15 protein-coding genes and 1 pseudogene are annotated in these 16,538 nt (G+C 72.4%); 6 read left to right on the forward strand and 10 right to left on the reverse strand.

Going from position 1 to position 16,538, the window contains the following annotated elements; genetic code table 11:
• Nucleotides 1-291 precede the first annotated feature (291 nt).
• Nucleotides 292-1,320 carry an endonuclease/exonuclease/phosphatase family protein gene (locus AB0M99_RS04755; RefSeq protein WP_365917213.1) on the forward strand — a complete coding sequence of 343 codons (1,029 nt, stop codon included), beginning with the start codon at nucleotides 292-294 and terminating at the stop codon, nucleotides 1,318-1,320.
• 121 nt (nucleotides 1,321-1,441) lie between these two features.
• Here the strand turns inward: AB0M99_RS04755 and tnpA are convergent.
• Nucleotides 1,442-1,775, reverse strand: a pseudogene (gene tnpA, locus AB0M99_RS04760) (IS200/IS605 family transposase).
• Between the two features lie 26 nt (nucleotides 1,776-1,801).
• Between tnpA and AB0M99_RS04765 the strand changes: the two are divergent.
• Nucleotides 1,802-2,182, forward strand: a complete 381-nt coding sequence (locus tag AB0M99_RS04765; protein ID WP_365917214.1) for a zinc ribbon domain-containing protein — start codon at nucleotides 1,802-1,804, stop codon at nucleotides 2,180-2,182.
• A gap of 126 nt (nucleotides 2,183-2,308) precedes the next feature.
• Here AB0M99_RS04765 and AB0M99_RS04770 read toward each other — a convergent pair whose 3' ends face one another.
• From AB0M99_RS04770 to AB0M99_RS04785, 4 genes are all read right to left on the reverse strand, one after another.
• On the reverse strand, nucleotides 2,309-4,063 hold the full coding sequence (locus AB0M99_RS04770; protein ID WP_365917215.1) for an NAD+ synthase: 1,755 nt from the start codon (nucleotides 4,061-4,063) through the stop codon (nucleotides 2,309-2,311).
• A gap of 83 nt (nucleotides 4,064-4,146) precedes the next feature.
• Nucleotides 4,147-5,268: a hypothetical protein gene (locus AB0M99_RS04775; protein ID WP_365917216.1), complete on the reverse strand. Its 1,122-nt coding sequence runs from the start codon at nucleotides 5,266-5,268 to the stop codon at nucleotides 4,147-4,149.
• A 308-nt stretch (nucleotides 5,269-5,576) separates the two neighbouring features.
• A complete protein-coding gene (locus AB0M99_RS04780; protein WP_365917217.1) occupies nucleotides 5,577-7,247 on the reverse strand; it encodes a multicopper oxidase family protein in 1,671 nt (556 codons plus the stop codon).
• Between the two features lie 90 nt (nucleotides 7,248-7,337).
• On the reverse strand, nucleotides 7,338-7,850 hold the full coding sequence (locus AB0M99_RS04785) for a hypothetical protein (RefSeq protein WP_365917218.1): 513 nt from the start codon (nucleotides 7,848-7,850) through the stop codon (nucleotides 7,338-7,340).
• A 71-nt stretch (nucleotides 7,851-7,921) separates the two neighbouring features.
• Here AB0M99_RS04785 and AB0M99_RS04790 point away from each other — a divergent pair, with 71 nt between their 5' ends.
• A complete protein-coding gene (locus AB0M99_RS04790) occupies nucleotides 7,922-8,638 on the forward strand; it encodes a DUF998 domain-containing protein (RefSeq protein WP_365917219.1) in 717 nt (238 codons plus the stop codon).
• 2 nt (nucleotides 8,639-8,640) lie between these two features.
• Nucleotides 8,641-9,564, forward strand: coding sequence for an alpha/beta hydrolase (locus AB0M99_RS04795; RefSeq protein ID WP_365917381.1), 924 nt, complete (start codon nucleotides 8,641-8,643; stop codon nucleotides 9,562-9,564).
• Here AB0M99_RS04795 and AB0M99_RS04800 read toward each other — a convergent pair.
• From AB0M99_RS04800 to AB0M99_RS04815, 4 genes are all read right to left on the reverse strand, one after another.
• Nucleotides 9,549-9,968, reverse strand: a complete 420-nt coding sequence (locus AB0M99_RS04800; RefSeq protein WP_365917220.1) for a CBS domain-containing protein — start codon at nucleotides 9,966-9,968, stop codon at nucleotides 9,549-9,551. The genes AB0M99_RS04795 and AB0M99_RS04800 overlap by 16 nt on opposite strands.
• A gap of 154 nt (nucleotides 9,969-10,122) precedes the next feature.
• Complete coding sequence (locus AB0M99_RS04805; RefSeq protein WP_365917221.1) at nucleotides 10,123-10,788, reverse strand: DUF305 domain-containing protein; 666 nt, start codon at nucleotides 10,786-10,788, stop codon at nucleotides 10,123-10,125.
• The gene (locus tag AB0M99_RS04810; RefSeq protein WP_365917222.1) at nucleotides 10,785-11,438 is read right to left on the reverse strand and encodes a DUF3105 domain-containing protein; all 654 of its coding nucleotides are present in this window, start codon (nucleotides 11,436-11,438) and stop codon (nucleotides 10,785-10,787) included. Before AB0M99_RS04810 ends, AB0M99_RS04805 begins: the two co-directional genes overlap by 4 nt.
• 58 nt (nucleotides 11,439-11,496) lie before the next feature.
• Entirely contained in the window at nucleotides 11,497-11,913 is a 417-nt protein-coding gene (locus AB0M99_RS04815; RefSeq protein ID WP_365917223.1) for a hypothetical protein, read from the reverse strand.
• 173 nt (nucleotides 11,914-12,086) lie between these two features.
• Here AB0M99_RS04815 and AB0M99_RS04820 point away from each other — a divergent pair, with 173 nt between their 5' ends.
• Both AB0M99_RS04820 and AB0M99_RS04825 read left to right on the forward strand, forming a co-directional pair.
• Complete coding sequence (locus AB0M99_RS04820; protein ID WP_365917224.1) at nucleotides 12,087-13,448, forward strand: glutamine synthetase family protein; 1,362 nt, start codon at nucleotides 12,087-12,089, stop codon at nucleotides 13,446-13,448.
• 324 nt (nucleotides 13,449-13,772) lie between these two features.
• Nucleotides 13,773-15,524 carry a serine/threonine-protein kinase gene (locus AB0M99_RS04825; RefSeq protein WP_365917225.1) on the forward strand — a complete coding sequence of 584 codons (1,752 nt, stop codon included), beginning with the start codon at nucleotides 13,773-13,775 and terminating at the stop codon, nucleotides 15,522-15,524.
• Between the two features lie 49 nt (nucleotides 15,525-15,573).
• Here the strand turns inward: AB0M99_RS04825 and AB0M99_RS04830 are convergent, their stop codons facing one another.
• Nucleotides 15,574-16,479 (reverse strand): hypothetical protein, encoded by a 906-nt coding sequence (locus tag AB0M99_RS04830; protein ID WP_365917226.1) that lies wholly within the window; start codon nucleotides 16,477-16,479, stop codon nucleotides 15,574-15,576.
• Nucleotides 16,480-16,538: the final 59 nt, after the last annotated feature.

Below are 16,538 nucleotides of genomic sequence, written 5' to 3' on the forward strand. Positions count from 1 at the left end.
TGCTCCTTGATGTCATCTCGAGGCGCCCTCACGGCGTCCCCGGACTCACTCACCATGGTGGCACTCGTCCGGCCCGGGGCGGAAGTGGCGCGAGGCCCGGTTCGTCACACTCCTGGCCGGCCCCAGGGGTGCGCGAGCGAATGTGCGCGTTTCGTGACAACCGGAACTGCGTCCGCATGGCCGTTCGTCCTCCCGGACGTACGGCCGGGACAAACGGCACGGAAGGCTCCGCTCATCGCCTAGGGTCAAGAGGCGGGAACGGAGCGCGAGCACGGCAGCGAGGGCAGTGGCATGGCACAGGCGTACATGACGGAATCGGGGAACGGCGGCTCGGATCCCGAGCCCTCCGGATCCCCGTTCCGGCGCCGGCTGGCCGAACTGAGGCGCGACCCGGGCATCTGGCGCCGCGGGCTCGTACTGGCCGGCCTCGCCGCGCTGCTCTCCCTCGTCATGATCTTCCACGCCGAGCTGCCCAACGACGTCGGCAACCTCGGCAGCCTCACCGAGACCTTCCTGCCCTGGCTGGGCCTGGCCGTCCCGGTCCTGCTGGTCGGCGCCGTGATCCGCAAGTCCGCCACCGCGCTGATCGCGATACTGCTGACGGCCGTGGTCTGGGCGAACCTCTTCGGCGGCCTGGTCACCGACAAGTCCGGCTCCGGCGGAAACCTCATGGTCGCCACCCACAACGTCGACGCCGACAACACCGACCCCCGCGGCACCGCCGAATCGGTCGCCAAGTCCGGCGCCGACATCCTGGCCCTGACCGAGCTCAAGGGCAGCGCCGTCCCCGTCTACGAGAAGGCCCTGGCGGGGACGTACAAGTACCACTCGGTCGAGGGCACGGTCGGCCTGTGGAGCAAGTTCCCGCTGACCGCCAGCCAGCCGGTCGACATCCGGATGGGCTGGACCCGCGCCATGCGCGCCACCGTGGACACCCCCCACGGGCAGGTCGCCGCCTTCGTCGCCCACCTGCCCTCGGTACGGGTCAAGCTGAAGGCCGGCTTCACCGCCAACCAGCGCGACAACAGCGCCGACGCGCTGGGCGCCGCGCTCGCCGCCGAACCGCTGAAGAACGTCATCCTGCTCGGCGACCTCAACGGCACCATGAACGACCGCGCCCTGTCCGAGGTCACCTCGCAGATGCGCTCCACCCAGGGCGCGGCGGGCGACGGCTTCGGCTTCAGCTGGCCCGCGCAGTTCCCGATGGCCCGCATCGACCAGATCATGGTCCGCGGCATCAAGCCGGAGGCCTCCTGGACCCTGCCCCGCACGGGCAGCGACCACCTCCCGGTCGCGGCCCGCCTCACCGTCAAACCGTAGCGGGTACGCCGTGCGCGGGTCTCCGGTGAGACCCGCGCACAGCTGCTACCGGGACTAGTCGCAGTGCATCGGGCTTTGGCCCGGTGGTGAAGCGATTCTCAGGACTGCTCTGACCCGCGCGTCACGGCGGGCGATTCTGCTGCTCGATGTACTGATGGACCATCGACAACGAGGCCCCGCCGAACTGACCCGGCAAAGTACGAGCCGGACCAGAGTCGTTGTGCCCGCCAGAAGTGGCGGACGAGGCCGGGGAACTCCTGGCGGAGTCGGCGGGAGCTGACGCCCTTCAAGCTGTTGACCAGCTTGGACAGGGCGGCCTTCGGGGGGAGGTTCACCAGGGGGTGGACGTGCTGGTCGTTGAAGACCTTGTGCCGGTACTTCGTCACGAAAACCAAGTGGGCGTGGAGGATGAAAGTGCAGTGCCGACCTGTGCGGATGTTCTGATAGTCAGCCATAAACCAACCGTAGTACGATCGTTGGTATGCAGCTGCGGTACTCCTTCCGCGTGTACCCGCACGCCACCCAGCGCACGGCGTTGGCAAGGGCGTTCGGGTGCGCCCGCGTGGCCAAGGGCAAGCGCGGCAAGTCCGTCCACGACCAGTCCCCCGGCATGTTCGCCCGCACCCTCGAAGCCAAATGCGCACGGTACGGGCGTACCTTCGCCAAGGTCTCCCGCTGGTTCCCCAGCACGCAACTGTGCTCCGCCTGCGGATCGATCGAGGGACCCAGGGGACTGGAAGGACTCAAGGTCCGCCACTGGGTGTGCTCCTGCGGAGCAGTCCACGACCGGGACGAGAATGCAGAACTCAATCTCCGCCGCGAAGGACGGCGCATCGTGGCCGAGGGACGCCCGGACACGTGAAACGCCTGCGGAGCCCACGTAAGACCCGGCATGCCGGGCGGCGGGTGATGAAACAGGAACCACCACGCACCCGCTGGAAGCAGCGGCGGCACGGTGGGAATCTCCCGCCTTCAGGCGGGATGAGCGTCAAGCCTGCTCGCGCCACCCGTTCGTGATCGGGAGGCGGCGGTCCTTGCCGAAGCCCTTCGCGGAGATCTTCGTGCCCGGCGGGTACTGCCGGCGCTTGTACTCCGCCGTGTCCACCATGCGCAGGGTCTTCGCGACCAGCTCGCCCTCGAAGCCGGCCTCGACGATCGCCTCCAGCCCCTGGTCGCGGTCCACGTACATCGCCAGGATCGCGTCGAGGACGGGGTAGTCCGGCAGCGAGTCCGTGTCCACCTGACCCGGGCGCAGCTCGGCGCTCGGGGGCTTCACGATGGAGTTCTCGGGGATCGGCGGGGTCTCGCCGCGCTCGGCCGCCGCCCGGTTGCGGTACTCGGCGAGGCGGAAGACGTCCGTCTTGTACACGTCCTTGATCGGGCCGTACGCGCCCACCGAGTCCCCGTACAGGGTGGAGTAGCCCACGGCCAGCTCCGACTTGTTGCCCGGCGCCAGCACGATGTGGCCCTCCTGGTTGGACACCGCCATCAGCATGGTGCCGCGCAGCCGGGACTGGAGGTTCTCCTCCGCCAGGCCGGTCAGGCCCAGCGAGCCCATGTACGCGTCGAACATCGGCTCGATCGGCACCGTGCGGAAGTTCAGGCCGGTGCGCTCGGCCAGGTCGGCCGCGTCGCCCTTGGAGTGGTCCGAGGAGTACTTCGAGGGCATCGAGATGCCGTACACGTTCTGCGCACCGATCGCGTCGCAGGCGATGGCCGCCACGAGCGCCGAGTCGATGCCGCCGGAGAGCCCGATCAGGACGGAGCGGAACCCGTTCTTCCTGACGTACGCGCGCAGGCCCACGACCAGCGCGTCGTAGATCTCCTCGTCGTCGTCGAGGCGGTCGGCGTAGCCGCCGGTCACGACCGGCTCGTACGGCTCCACCGGCTCCTCGGAGAGGATCACCCGGTCGATGCGCAGCCCGTCGTCCACCACGCCCTCGGGGGCGTTCGCGGCGGCGGCCGGCAGGTCCAGGTCCACGAGGACGCAGCCCTCGGAGAACTGCGGGGCGCGCGCGATGACCTCGCCGGAGCTGTCGACGACGATCGAGTCGCCGTCGAAGACCAGCTCGTCCTGGCCGCCCATCATCGCCAGGTAAGCCAGGGTGCAGCCGGCCTCCTGGGCCCGCTTCTGCACCAGTTCCAGGCGCAGGTCGTCCTTGTTGCGCTCGTACGGGGAGGCGTTGACGGAGATCAGCAGCCCGGCCCCGGCGGAGCGGGTGGCCGGGACCCGGCCGCCCTCCTGCCAGAGGTCCTCGCAGATGGCCAGGGCCACGTCCACGCCGTGCACCCGGATCACCGGCTGGGTGTCGCCGGGCACGAAGTAGCGGAACTCGTCGAACACGCCGTAGTTGGGGAGGTGGTGCTTGGCGAAGCGCAGGACGACCTCGCCGCGGTGCAGCACGGCCGCCGCGTTCTCCGGGGAGCCGGCCGGGCGGCCGAGCCGGGGCGTCGCCCTCTCGGTGCGGTCGAGGTAGCCGACGACGACCGGCAGTTCGCCGAGCCCCTCGGCCGCCAGCCGCGCGGCGAGCTCGCGGAGTGCGGCGCGCGAGGCCTCGACGAAGGAGTCGCGCAGGGCGAGGTCCTCTACGGGGTACCCGGTCAGCATCATCTCCGGGAACGCCACCAAGTGGGCGCCCTGCTCGGCGGAGTGCCGGGTCCAGTGGACGACCGAGTCGGCGTTGGCGGCGATGTTGCCGACATGCGAGTCGATCTGATTCAGAGCGAGGCGAAGTTGAGGCACGGGGCCCAGTCTAATCGTCTTTCTGACGCGATGTCCTGGGCCCCGCTCTTTTCGTGCCGGAGTCGGGCGGTCCGGCGGCCGGCTCAGCCGACCGGGCCCGCGTACTTCACGGCGGGCAGCAGGCCTCCGGGGGTGATGTCGGCCGTGACCTCCCGGCTGCCCTCGGGGACCTCGAAGGCGACGACCCCGCTGGCCGATGCGCCCGGCAGGATGTCACCCCTGATCATCTTCGGCACGGTGCCGTCGAAGACCGGCTTGCCGGTCATGCCGTCCGCGCCGCGGAGGTTGGGGACCGCGTAGATGACGTTGATGGTCTGGGACGAGCCGTTGGTGATCGTGACGGTCGTCTGCACCGCGTTGCCGACCTTCTGGTAGTCGTTCTTCGTGACGTATTTCTTCGGCTTCGACAGGCTCACCTTGACGCCGTTGGGGTACGTGAACGTTTCGCCGAACGGCAGCGCGCTGGTCAGGCCGGGGACCTGGGAGGGCGACGGGGACGGCTTCGGCGCCGGCGCCGACGGCCGGGTGCTCGGCAGTTCGGGGTACTGGTCGAGGCTCTGCCGGTATTCGCGGTCGAGGTCCCGGTCGATCCGCTCGAAGACAGCGCCGGTGAGGAAGAAGCCGCCGACCGACGCCCCGAGTCCGAGGACGGCGAGGACGGTGCCCACGGTGGCCATCGTGCCGCGCGGGGCGCCGGAGCGGGAGCGGACCACGGCTGCGATGCCGAGGCCGACGCCGACGGCGGACAGGAGGCCGCCGAACCAGAAGACGATCGGGATGGGGCCGATGACGAGGCCCAGCAGCCCGAGGACCAGCGCGGCGACGGCCAGGCCGTTGGTGTCCTGCGGGGCCGGGTAGCCGGGGTACGGCGCGCCGCCCCAGCCGGGGCCGCCGGGGCCGCCGGGGCCGCCGGCGGCGGCGGTGTACGGGGCTCCGGGCACGGCGGCGTACGGGGCTCCCGTGGGAGCGGGGGCCACGGGGGCGAACGGCGCGGGGGCGGGGGGTATGGGCTCCGCGACCGGGGTGGGGACGGCGTTCGCCTCGGCCGGGTTGGCCGGGGTGGGCTCGGGGGCCGGGGTCAGGGGCTTCTCCAGCGACGGGGGATTCGCGGGGGCCGGTATGGAGGCGGTTTCGGGTACGGATGTGCCCGTGGGCTCCGCCGGCGGACCGGGCGGGGTGCTGGGCGGGTTCGGCGGGGTGCTCATACCGGGTGAATCCTCGTGTCGCAGTCGCAGTGGGCGCGTGATGATCACCACCCTGCCACGTCACGGAGCGGGCCCGCCCCTGCTTTCGGGCCCGGCGGCCGGGTCCGGCCCGGCGCGAACCCCGCGCCGGGCCGGACCGCGGGGACCTAGCGCCGCGTCGGGCAACGTTCGCCCGTCGCGGCGTCCGGCACGCACTCTCGCCGCACCGGCCGCAAGCCCAAGTACGTCCAGTACGAGGGCTTGCGGCCGGCACGCCGAGAGCACGCACCGAACGCCGCTCCTCGGGGCAAACGTTGCCCGACGCGGTACTAGCGCCGGTACCCGAGCACCGTCATCATCCCGGCCTCCGAGTGGTACACGTTGTGGCAGTGCACCATCCACAGCCCGGGGTTGTCGGCGTCGAAGTCGGCCGTCAAGGTCCCGTTCGGCAGGACGATCGCGGTGTCCTTGCGGGCCCCGCCGGCCCGCCCGCCGAGGGCGAAGGTGTGCCCGTGCAGGTGGAGCGGGTGCCACATCGACGTGGAGTTGCTGAACTCCAGCCGGACCCGTTCGCCCGCCTTCACGGGGTGCCGCTGGTCCGCCGCGTACGGCTTGCCGTCGAAGGCCCAGTCGTACGCGGCCATCCCGCCGGTCAGCTTGATCCTGACCGTACGGTCGGGCTCGCGCGGGGCGAGCGCGGCCGGTTCGGCGGCCTTCAGCCCCTCCGCCGTCAGCGGTCGCCCGGACAGCTCGGCGGGCCGGGTCGCGGCGGTGGGCGCCGCGCCCGAACCGGTGCGCAGCAGCGCGAGTGCCGAGCCTCCCTTGCCCTCGGCGAGCGCCGTCAGCGGGAACACCCCGTCCCCGGCGGTGACCAGGACGTCGTACCGCTCGCCCATGCCCAGGAGCAGGGAGCGGGCGGTGACGTGCTCGACCGGGTAGCCGTCGGTGTGGGTGACCGTCAGCTCGTGGCCGCCGAGGGCGATGCGGAAGGCGGTGTCCCCGCCCGCGTTGACGATCCGCAGCCGGATCCGCTCGCCGGGGCGCGCGGTGAAGACCGACGGGTCCTGCGGGGTCCGGCCGTTGACGAGGTAGTGCGGGTACGCGACGTCCCCCGCGTCCTTGCCGAGCACGTCGCTGTCGCCGCCCATGAGGACGCGGGACGGGCCGCCGGTGGCGGGAGCGGCGCTGCTCCCCGTACTGCCGTGGCCCGCGTGGCCGCCGCCGGATCCGCCGGATCCGCCCGAGCCCGTGCCCATGCCCTTGCGGAGTTCGGCGAGCACGGCGTCGGGGGTGGAGCCCTCGACCCCGTCGAGCCAGTCGTCGAGGACCACCACCCACTCCTTGTCGTAGGAGAGCGGCTCCTTCGGGTCCTCGACGATCAGCGGGGCGTACAGTCCGCGGTCCTGCTGGACCCCGGAGTGCGGGTGGAACCAGTACGTCCCCGGGTGCGGGACGGCGAAGCGGTACGTGAAGGAGCCGCCCGGGGCGATGTCCCGCTGGGTCAGCCCCGGGACACCGTCCATGTCGTTGCGCAGCGCCAGGCCGTGCCAGTGCAGGGAGGTGGCCTCGGGGAGGTGGTTGGCCAGGGTCAGGGCGAGCGTGCCGCCCGCGGCGACCCGTACCTCCTGCCCGGGGAGCCGGTCCCCGTACGCCCATGAGCGGACGGAGAGCCCGCCGCCGAGGTCGAGCGGGGTGGCGGTGGCCGTGAGCCGGACCTCGGTGAGCGGGCCGGAGGCCTTGCGGGCGGCCTCGGCGGCCCGGACCTCGGGGCCGGCCGGGTCGACGTAGCCGCCGGGGGCGGCCGGGGCGGCGGAGGCGCCGCCGTGGTCCATGGAGCCGGAGCCGTGGTCCATGCCGGCCATGCCGGACCCCCCGGAGCAGGCGGCGAGCAGCCCGGAGCCGGCGACGGCCGCGGTGGCGCCGAGCACGGCGCGGCGGGAGGGAAGGGAGCGGAGGGAGGGGAGCGAGGGGAAGGTGTGGGGAGCGCGGGAAGAGCGCATGGTGGAGCACCTCGTGGCTGTGTGGTGCGGTCGGATGGGCGCCGTCTGCCGCCGCCCCGCGGGCATGCGGGGGCGACAGCGGGGCCCGTCCTATACGCGCAGCACCGCCAGCCGGGTGAGGAGTTCACGGGGTGGCGGCGGGTCCGGACCGCCGGACCGGCCCGGCGCGCGGGCCGCGCCCCCGAGCGGCGCGGCACGGCGCGGGCCGGCCGGTCCGGCTCCGAGGAACAGCAGGGTGAGCCCGGCCAGTACGGCGAGGCAGACGGACATGGGGTCCATGCCGATGCCGGACAGGGGCGCCCCGGCTGCCGGCTGGTCCGCGAGGACACCGGGTGCGAGGGCGGGCGCAAGGCCGTGTGCGAGGCCGGGCGTGTGCGCAGTGCCGCCGGGTGCGTCCGGTGCACCGGGTGTGTCGGCACCGGCCGGTGCGTGCGCGGCGGCGCGGGCAACGGAATGGCCCGTCGGTGCGTCCTCCACGGCGTGGCCCTGCGCCGGATGGCCCAGCGTGTGCATGGTCACGATGCCGAGCAGCAGCGCGGCGAGCAGCAGCAGCCGGGGCCACCGGACAGCTCGTCGCGCGAAACGCAGGGCAGGGCGTGTCATGGACGGAACCCTACCCGGGGTGGGTATCCGATCGTAGGACCGGTGCCGCCGTGTTTAGGATTAGTCACATTATGTCCATCAGGTCTCGTGACAACAGCGCCCGCACCGCGCCGCACTCATGGCCGGTCGCCGCCCTCATCGGCCTCGGCGCCGCGGCCTACACCGCGTGGGTGCTCGAAGTCGTGCTCTCCACCGGCCTCAACCCCATCGAGACGTACGTCAGCGAACTCGCCGCCCAGGACCAGCCGCTCGGCGGCCTCTTCCGGGCCACCGACTTCACCGCCGGACTGCTCGCCTTCCTCGGCGGGGCGCTGGCCCTGCTCCGGCTCGTCCGGCGCCCCGAGTCCCGCCGCCCCTGGGCGGTCGTCGGCTGGGCCGGCGTCACCCTCTTCGGCGCGGCCACCGCCGCCGATGCCTGGCTGCCGCTGAGCTGCACGCCCACCGCGGACCCGGAATGCGCCGCCCGGGAGACCGCCGGACTGGTCCCCGCCACCCATCAGGCCCATGCCGTCAGCAGCAGCCTCGCCATGACCGGCGCGCTCGTCGGGATAGTCGCCCTGATGGTCGCCGCCCGCCGCTACGGCTGGTTCGCGCCGCTCGCCCGGTTCGGCCCCGCGGTCGTCGTGCTCGAACTGCTCGCCACCGTCTGGACGCTGTCCGCCATCGCCCTGTTCACCGCCGGCCGCGGGACCTGGGCGCTCGGCGCCGGACAGCGGCTACAGGTGCTGCTGGTGGCGGTCTGGCTGGCGCTGCTCGCGTACTCCGTGCACAAGGAGCGCCGTACGTGACCATGACTGCGAACGCCGATGGCGTCGGCCGGTTCGTCCGGGTCGGCGGGGTCCCGCTGCACGTGGTCGTCGAGGGCGAGGGGCCGGTGTGCGTGCTCAGCGCCGGGCTGGCCATGGCCTGGTTCGACTGGGACCCGGTAGCCGAACTGCTCGTCGCCGCGGGCCGTACGGTCGTCCGGTTCGACCGCCCAGGACACGGCCTGAGCGGCCCGGCCGCCGAGCCGCCGACCGCCGCCGGGGAGGCCCGCCGGATCGCCGGGCTGCTGGACGCGCTGGGCCTGCCCGGCCCGGTGACCGTGGTCGGGCACTCCATCGCCGGGTTCCACGCCGAGGCCTTCGCCCGCCTGTCCCCGGAGCGGACCGCCGCCGTGGTGCTGGTCGACTCCAGCGTCGAGGAGGCCCCCCGTGCGCTGCTGCCCGCCGGGCTGCGCACCGGCGCCGCCCGCGCGTTCGGCCGGGCGCTGACCGCCGCCGGGCTGCCGGCCGCGCTGGGGCCGTGGGCCCGGCGGGCCACCGTACGGGCCTCCCGCGCCGGCGGCGGCGACCCGGCCGCGCGGGACCTCGTACGCCGCTGCTACCGCACCGGCCGGGTCTGGCGGGGGGCCCTGCTGGAGAACTCCCGCTACCTGGACGTGGCCGCCGAGGTCCCGGCCCTGCGCCGGACGCACGCGCTGACGGCCCCCGCCACCGTGCTCGTCGGGTACGACGGCTCGGCGCGCGCGGGCGCCCTGCGCTGGCTCGCCCGCCAGGCGGAGCTCGCCGACGTGCTCGGAGCCCGGTTCGAGGTCGCCGAGCCGGCCGGGCACCTGGTCATGCTGGACCGCCCCGGCCAGGTGGCCGGGGCGGTCCTCAACACGGCGGACGCGGCCTACGCAGCCGACGCGGACGCGGTCGGTGCGGCCGACGGGCCTCAGCTGCGGGCGTAGACCTTCTCCGCCCAGCCCGCTATCTGCTGATCGGAGAGGTGCTTGGCCAGGTCGGACTCGCTGATCATGCCCACGAGCTTCTTGTTCTTGATCACCGGCAGTCGCCGGATCTGGTGGTCCTGCATCTCCTCCAGCACCTCGGAGACGTCGGCGCCCGCGTCGATCCAGCGCGGCGTGCCCCGGGCCATGTCGCCCGCGGTGACCTTCGACGGGTCGTGGCCTTTGGCCACACAGCCGACCACGATGTCGCGGTCGGTGAGGATGCCGCAGAGCCGTTCCGTCTTGTCGCTGATGGGCAGCGCGCCCACATTGAGGCGCGCCATCAGCTGAGCGGCCCGGTCCAGGGTCTCGGTGGCGGGGATCCACTGGGCCCCGGGATGCATGATGTCTCCGGCGGTGGTCATCGCGTAAACCTCCCTGCGCCGTGGCGACCGGACGCGGACGCGCTCCGGTCCCGGCGTCTCCATCGTCGTGCCGCCGTTCGGACCGCGCGACTCCAAACGGGGGAACGCACGCCCGTACGGGTGACCGTACGGGCGTGCGTTCCGCTCCTTCGGGTCAGCCGCGCGGTGCGGCCCCGCGCTTCGCCAGCATGTCGGCCATCAGGGTGAGCTCCGACTCCTGCGCCGCCACCATGCCCTGGGCCAGCGCCCGCTCGGTGGGGGTCTCGCACTGGGTGGCGCAGCCCTGCGCCATGGTGACGCCGCCCTTGTGGTGGTCGGTCATCAGCTGGAGGTAGAGCACCTCCGCGTCCCGGCCGCTCAGGGTGCCGAGCTGCGCCAGCTCCTCCTTGGTGGCCATGCCGGGCATCAGCGCGCCCGGCTTGGCCTCGTGCGCGGAGTGCGCGGAGTGCTCGCCACCGGTCCCCATCCAGGACATCGGCGGCTCGTCGGCCACCACCTTCGGCAGCCCCCACAGGTCCAGCCAGCCCAGCAGCATGCCGCGCTGGTTGGCCTGGGTGTTGGCGATGTCGTAGGCGAGGCTGCGCACCGCCTCGTCCCCGGTGCGGTCGCGCACGATGAAGGACATCTCCACCGCCTGCTGGTGGTGCACCGCCATGTCCCGGGCGAAGCCGGCGTCCGGCGAGTGGAGCCCCGGGGCGCGGGAGGACGTACCGGAACCGCCTGCCCCGGTGCCGCCGCTCGCGGTGGCGACCGTGGCCCCCACCGCGAACAGCAGCGCCAGGACGACGGCCGCGCCCGCGGCCCAGTACGTACGGCTCACTTGTCGGCCAGCCCGTTCGTGCAGGCCGCGCCGGGCTCGGGGGTCTGCGGGCCCTGCACGTACTTGGTGAAGAACTGCGCGACGCGGGGGTCGGCCGCGTTCTCGACGGTCAGCTGCTTGCCCCACGCGCTGAGCATGATCGTCCCGGCCTGCTCCTTGTCCGGGCTCATCAGTGTGTACGGGGTCTTGCCGACCGTCTCGGCGAGCTTGTCGACGTCGGCCTTGGCGGCCTTCTCGTTGTACGTCACCCAGACCGCGCCGTGCTCCAGCGAGTGGACCGCGTTCACCTGGGGGAGCGGGTTCTTGTAGACGTCGCCGTTGCAGTTCATCCAGCGGGGGTGGTGGTCCCCGCCGACGGGCGGGTTCATCTCGTACTTCACCGGGGTCTCGACGTGGTTGCGGCCGAGCTTCGCGGCGTCCCAGCTCTGCTCGCCGTTGACGGGGGCCTTGCGGGCCGCCTCCTCGGCGTCCTTCTTGTTCTGCTGGTCGATCATCACCCAGGCGCCGAAGCCGATGAGCCCGGCGACGACGGCCGCCGAGACGGTGATCGCGATGGCCTTGTTGCGCCGGTCGCGCGCCCGCTCGGCGCGGCGCATCTCGGCTATGCGCGCTTGACGGGAGTTGTTGCTGTCGGACGTCCTGCTGGCCATGTGCCCTGATTCCTTCTGCTGAGGGGGGTGGAGGAGAGATGTGACGACGCCGGACCCGTCAGGTCCGCAGGACTTGGAGTGCGTACAGGTCAGGGGCGCGCGCGAGCGTCCCGGGCGGGCGGCCGCGACCCGTGTGCGCGGGCCGGGCGGCCGGGACCGGGCCGGTCCCCGCCACGGCCACGGCGGGCGGCGGGACGGGCAGCACGCCGGGGGTCGCATGCGCATGGGGGCCGCAGCCGGGCAGGTCGTACGGGGACGCGCAGAAGGCGTGCGTGCCGTGCGGGTCGTGCGCGGCGTGGGCGTCGAGCACCGCGAACCGGTCCTCGGCCGGGGCCGCGCCGGGCCGGGCGCACAGGAGCCCGGTGGCGAGGAACACGGCGGCGAGGAGGAGCACCCCGAAGGCACCCGGCAGAACGGCACGCCGAGCCGCGGTACGCCTGTGGCGTACCCCCTCGGCCTGCTCCCAGCCCCCCATGGGCGCCGATGGTAATGCTCATGACGGGTGCTGGGTCAGTGCGGGGGTGCCACGAGGTTTGCGGGGTGCGTAATGTGGCGGAAACCACCGCTGGCGATACTGGGCCGGCCCGACTGTGCCCCCGAGACCCGGGGCAGTGGTGCACAGGCCGCCTGAACTGCGAGGATGAAGGTATGGACAAGCAGCAGGAATTCGTCCTCCGGACGCTCGAGGAGCGCGACATCCGCTTCGTGCGCCTGTGGTTCACCGACGTACTGGGCTTCCTCAAGTCCGTCGCGGTCGCGCCCGCGGAGCTGGAGCAGGCCTTCGACGAGGGCATCGGCTTCGACGGCTCCGCGATCGAGGGCTTCGCACGGGTCTACGAGTCGGACATGATCGCCAAGCCGGACCCGAGCACCTTCCAGATACTGCCGTGGCGCGCCGAGGCCCCCGGGACCGCCCGGATGTTCTGCGACATCCTGATGCCGGACGGCTCGCCGTCCTTCGCGGACCCCCGCTACGTCCTCAAGCGCATCCTGGCCAAGACCTCCGACCTGGGCTTCACCTTCTACACCCACCCGGAGATCGAGTTCTTCCTGCTGAAGGACAAGCCGCTGGACGGCACCCGCCCGGTCCCCGCCGACAACTCCGGCTACTTCGACCACACTCCGCAGAACGTGGGCATGGACTTCCGCCGCCAGGCGATCACCATGCTCGAATCCATGGGCATCTCGGTGGAGTTCAGCCACCACGAGGGTGCTCCGGGGCAGCAGGAGATCGACCTGCGCTACGCCGACGCGCTCTCCACGGCCGACAACATCATGACCTTCCGCCTGGTCATGAAGCAGGTCGCCCTGGAACAGGGCGTCCAGGCCACCTTCATGCCGAAGCCGTTCTCCGAATACCCCGGCTCGGGCATGCACACCCACCTCTCCCTCTTCGAGGGCGACCGCAACGCCTTCTACGAGTCGGGCGCCGAGTACCAGCTCTCGAAGGTCGGCCGCTCCTTCATCGCGGGCCTGCTGCGCCATGCCGCCGAAACGGCGGCGGTCACCAACCAGTGGGTCAACTCCTACAAGCGCATCTGGGGCGGCTCCTCGCGCACCGCCGGCTCCGGCGGCGAGGCCCCCTCGTACATCTGCTGGGGCCACAACAACCGCTCCGCCCTGATCCGCGTCCCGATGTACAAGCCGGGCAAGACCGGCTCCTCGCGCGTCGAGGTCCGCTCGATCGACTCGGGCGCGAACCCGTACCTCACGTACGCCGTCCTCCTGGCCGCGGGCCTGAAGGGCATCGAGGAGGGCTACGAACTCCCGGCGGGCGCCGACGACGACGTCTGGGCCCTCTCCGACGCCGAACGCCGCGCGATGGGCATCGAACCCCTCCCGCAGAACCTCGGCGAGGCCATCGCCCTGATGGAGCGCAGCGAACTGGTCGCCGAAACCCTCGGCGAACACGTCTTCGACTTCTTCCTCCGCAACAAGAAGCAGGAGTGGGAGGAATACCGCTCGGAGGTCACGGCCTTCGAACTCCGCAAGAACCTCCCGGTGTTGTAGGGGCAGGTCAAAGCCTCTCGGGGCGGGTACGGCATTCCGGGCCGGCGGTCGGTGACCGCCGGCCCGGAGTCGTGTCGTCCGCCCCGGGGGCGGCGGGGCGGACCGGTGATCCGCGGTCACCCGTTCGGTCGAACCTGTGCGGCAGGGCGCCCGACTTGGGGATGCCGCCCGTGGCCGTTTCGACGCGGCCCCGGGGCTCTGACCGGGTGGTTCCGGCGTGGGTTCTCCGTTTGCCCGGCTATCAGACGGTATGCGATACCTGTGGAGAGGGGGCTCACACCGATCGCCGGGGAACCTGCTGGCCATCCTGGAAGAGGCAGAGCCATGACAGGAGCACACGAGGCCGCCGGGCGCGTGATCGCCGGGCGGTACCGGCTCTTGCGCCAGCTCGGCGCCGGAGGCATGGGCAAGGTGTGGCTCGCCTACGACCAGGAACTGGCGTGCGAGGTCGCCCTCAAGGAGATCGCCCTGCCGCCGGACCTCCCGGAATCCGAGGTGGGCAGCCGGATCGCCCGGGCCCGCGGAGAAGCCCGCCACGCCGCGCGGCTGCGCGACCACCCCCATGTGGTCACCGTGCACGACATCGTGGAGGACACCGGCCTGCCGTGGATCGTCATGGCGTTCGTCCCCGGCGCGACCGATCTGGACGCGGTCGTGCGCGCGGACGGGCCGCTGCCGCCCCGGGAGGTCGCGCGGATCGGGCTGGCGGTCCTGGACGCCCTGCTGGAGGGCCACCGGCTCGGGATCCTGCACCGCGACGTCAAACCGGCCAATATCCTCCTGACGCGCTCCGGCGTGAATTCCGGGCAGTACGCCGAGCGCGGCAAGGTGTTCCTCGCCGACTACGGCATCGCACTCGAACCGAGCTCCGGCGACCCGCGCCTGACCGGCACCGCGGGCATCCTCGGCTCCCCGCCCTACATGGCGCCGGAGCGAGCCCGCGGCGAACCGCCGACCCCAGCGGCCGACCTGTTCGCACTCGGCGCGACCCTGTACTTCGCGGTGGAGGGGGCCGGTCCCTTCGAACGGGACTCCGCCTCCGCCACGCTGGCCGCCCTGCTCACGGAGGACCCCACCCCGCCGCTCCGGGCAGGGGAGCTGGCCCCGGTCATCCAGGGGCTGCTGGCCAAGGACCCCGCGCAGCGGATGGAGGGGGAGGAGGCGGTGCGCAGGCTCGGCCTCATCGCCGACCGGCTCAACCCGGTTCAGCAGACCGTCGTTTCGGAGGCGCCGCCGCCCGAGCACCCCAGGCCCCCGGTGATGACGACCCTCATGGGATCGGCCCCGCCCCCGGGCTCTCGCCCGCCGCCCGATCAGGCCGGCCAAGGTCCCGCTCCCACTCCCGCGCCCCGTCCCGAACCCTCCAGGAAGCGTTCTCGGCGGAGCGTCGCCCTGGTCGTCACCGGGGTGGCCGTGGTGCTGGCGGTGGGCTTGGCGCTGCTGATGCGAGGCGGCGGCGGTCCGTCGAAGGGGGGTGATGCGCCGTCTTCCCCGGACACCACGTCCGCGGTCGCGGAGGCGCACAAGATCGTGTCGGCGGTGCCGCTCTCACCCGCGGACTGGGGCGCCGGCTACGTGCGGAGCGACCCGTACGAGTACGACCCGGCCCCGGAGACCACGGTCGGGGCCGATTGCGAGCTGTTCGAGAAGCCCGCCCGGACGGGCACCCTCGCCACGGTCCTACGCGCAGTGCAGCACGACGAACAAACCCTCTCGGCCACCTCTCAGGCGGCGGTGTACGTGGACGACCGCACGGCACACGAATTCGTCGCCGACTACAAGGACGCGGTCCATCGCTGCACGGCGCCGCGCATGGGCAAAGCCCGCTGGGCGGACGTGCACGAATCGATCGCCCCGCAACTGTCCGGCTTCGACGAGGTGTTCTCCGAGGACGGCAAGCTGACCGCCTACGACGACGGCACCAAGGCGAACGTGTCGTACGTCCTGCTGATGGGCCGGACGGGGCACAAAGCCGTCTCCGTCTACATGGGCGGCCCGCCCGAGAAGCTGGCAGAGGTCCGGAAGAAGGTCGCCGAGGTCATGGCGCTGATGCGCACCCGCCTCGGCGCCCAGTAGAGGCCTCCGGCTGCCCCGGGGCGCGGTCGCGCCCCGGGGATGGGCCGGGTCAGCCCTTCGAGAGGGTCACGACCTTGACCACCGCGGGGGAGATGCTGCCCTGGCCCGTCTCGGGGTCATCGGCGTACGTGTGCAGTTCGGCGCGGACCTGGCCCTTGGTGAAGCGGCTGTTCGGCTGCCAGGGGAGGTTCACCTCGCCCTGCCAGGCGACCGCCTTGCCCGGGGTGCAGGGAACCGAGACCCCGATGACGCCGTTCAGTACCTCGGTGTTGGTGACCTGGGTGACCGGGCCGTTCACGTACACGCTGGTCGGCTTGTTGCAGGTGACGGTGCCGTGCAGGAGCGCCTTGCCGTTCGAGGACAGGGCCTTGCCGGTGCCCGCGATGGTGACGCCGGTCTTGAGCGGGACGGGCGTCGGCGTCACGGTGGAGCTCAGGCTCAGCGTGCCGGACAGGACGTTGCGGTCGTCGCAGTCCTGCTCGAAGCGGGCGTTGAGGGTCTTCAGCTTGCCGTCCGCGCCGAACTCCAGCGCACCGATCCAGAAGCCGCCGGTCAGGCTGTCGCAGCCGGCGCGGTAGCCGTTGACGAGCATGGCCGGGGCGCCCGAGTCCGCGGGGGCCGGGAAGTGCACGGCCTCCGTGTACGAGCCCACCGCGAGCGCCTGGCCGGCCGGCGCGGCGAACTCGGCCGTCCACGGGTCGCCCGCGCGGTTGATCGTGACCCGGATCGAGTTGCGGTCGGCCGAGGTGGTGACGTCGAAGCGGTCGCCCTGCTTGGTGTCGTACCAGCGGGCCTGGTCGTCGCCGCCCTCGCCCGGGTCCCCGGCCCAGTGGAACTGGCCCGTGCCGACCGGGGCGGCCTGCGCCGCGGTGGTGCCGAGGAGCCCGGCCGCCAGCGGCAGGGTCAGCGCCACCAGGGCGGCCGAGCGGGTGAGTCTGCGGGCGCGCGTGGACATGCGGAAGTGCACTCTGGATCCCCCGTGAAGTGTGCGTCAGGAAGGGCCGGTGATGATCA

Source organism: Streptomyces sp. NPDC051183 (assembly GCF_040682455.1).
Classification (GTDB): domain Bacteria; phylum Actinomycetota; class Actinomycetes; order Streptomycetales; family Streptomycetaceae; genus Streptomyces.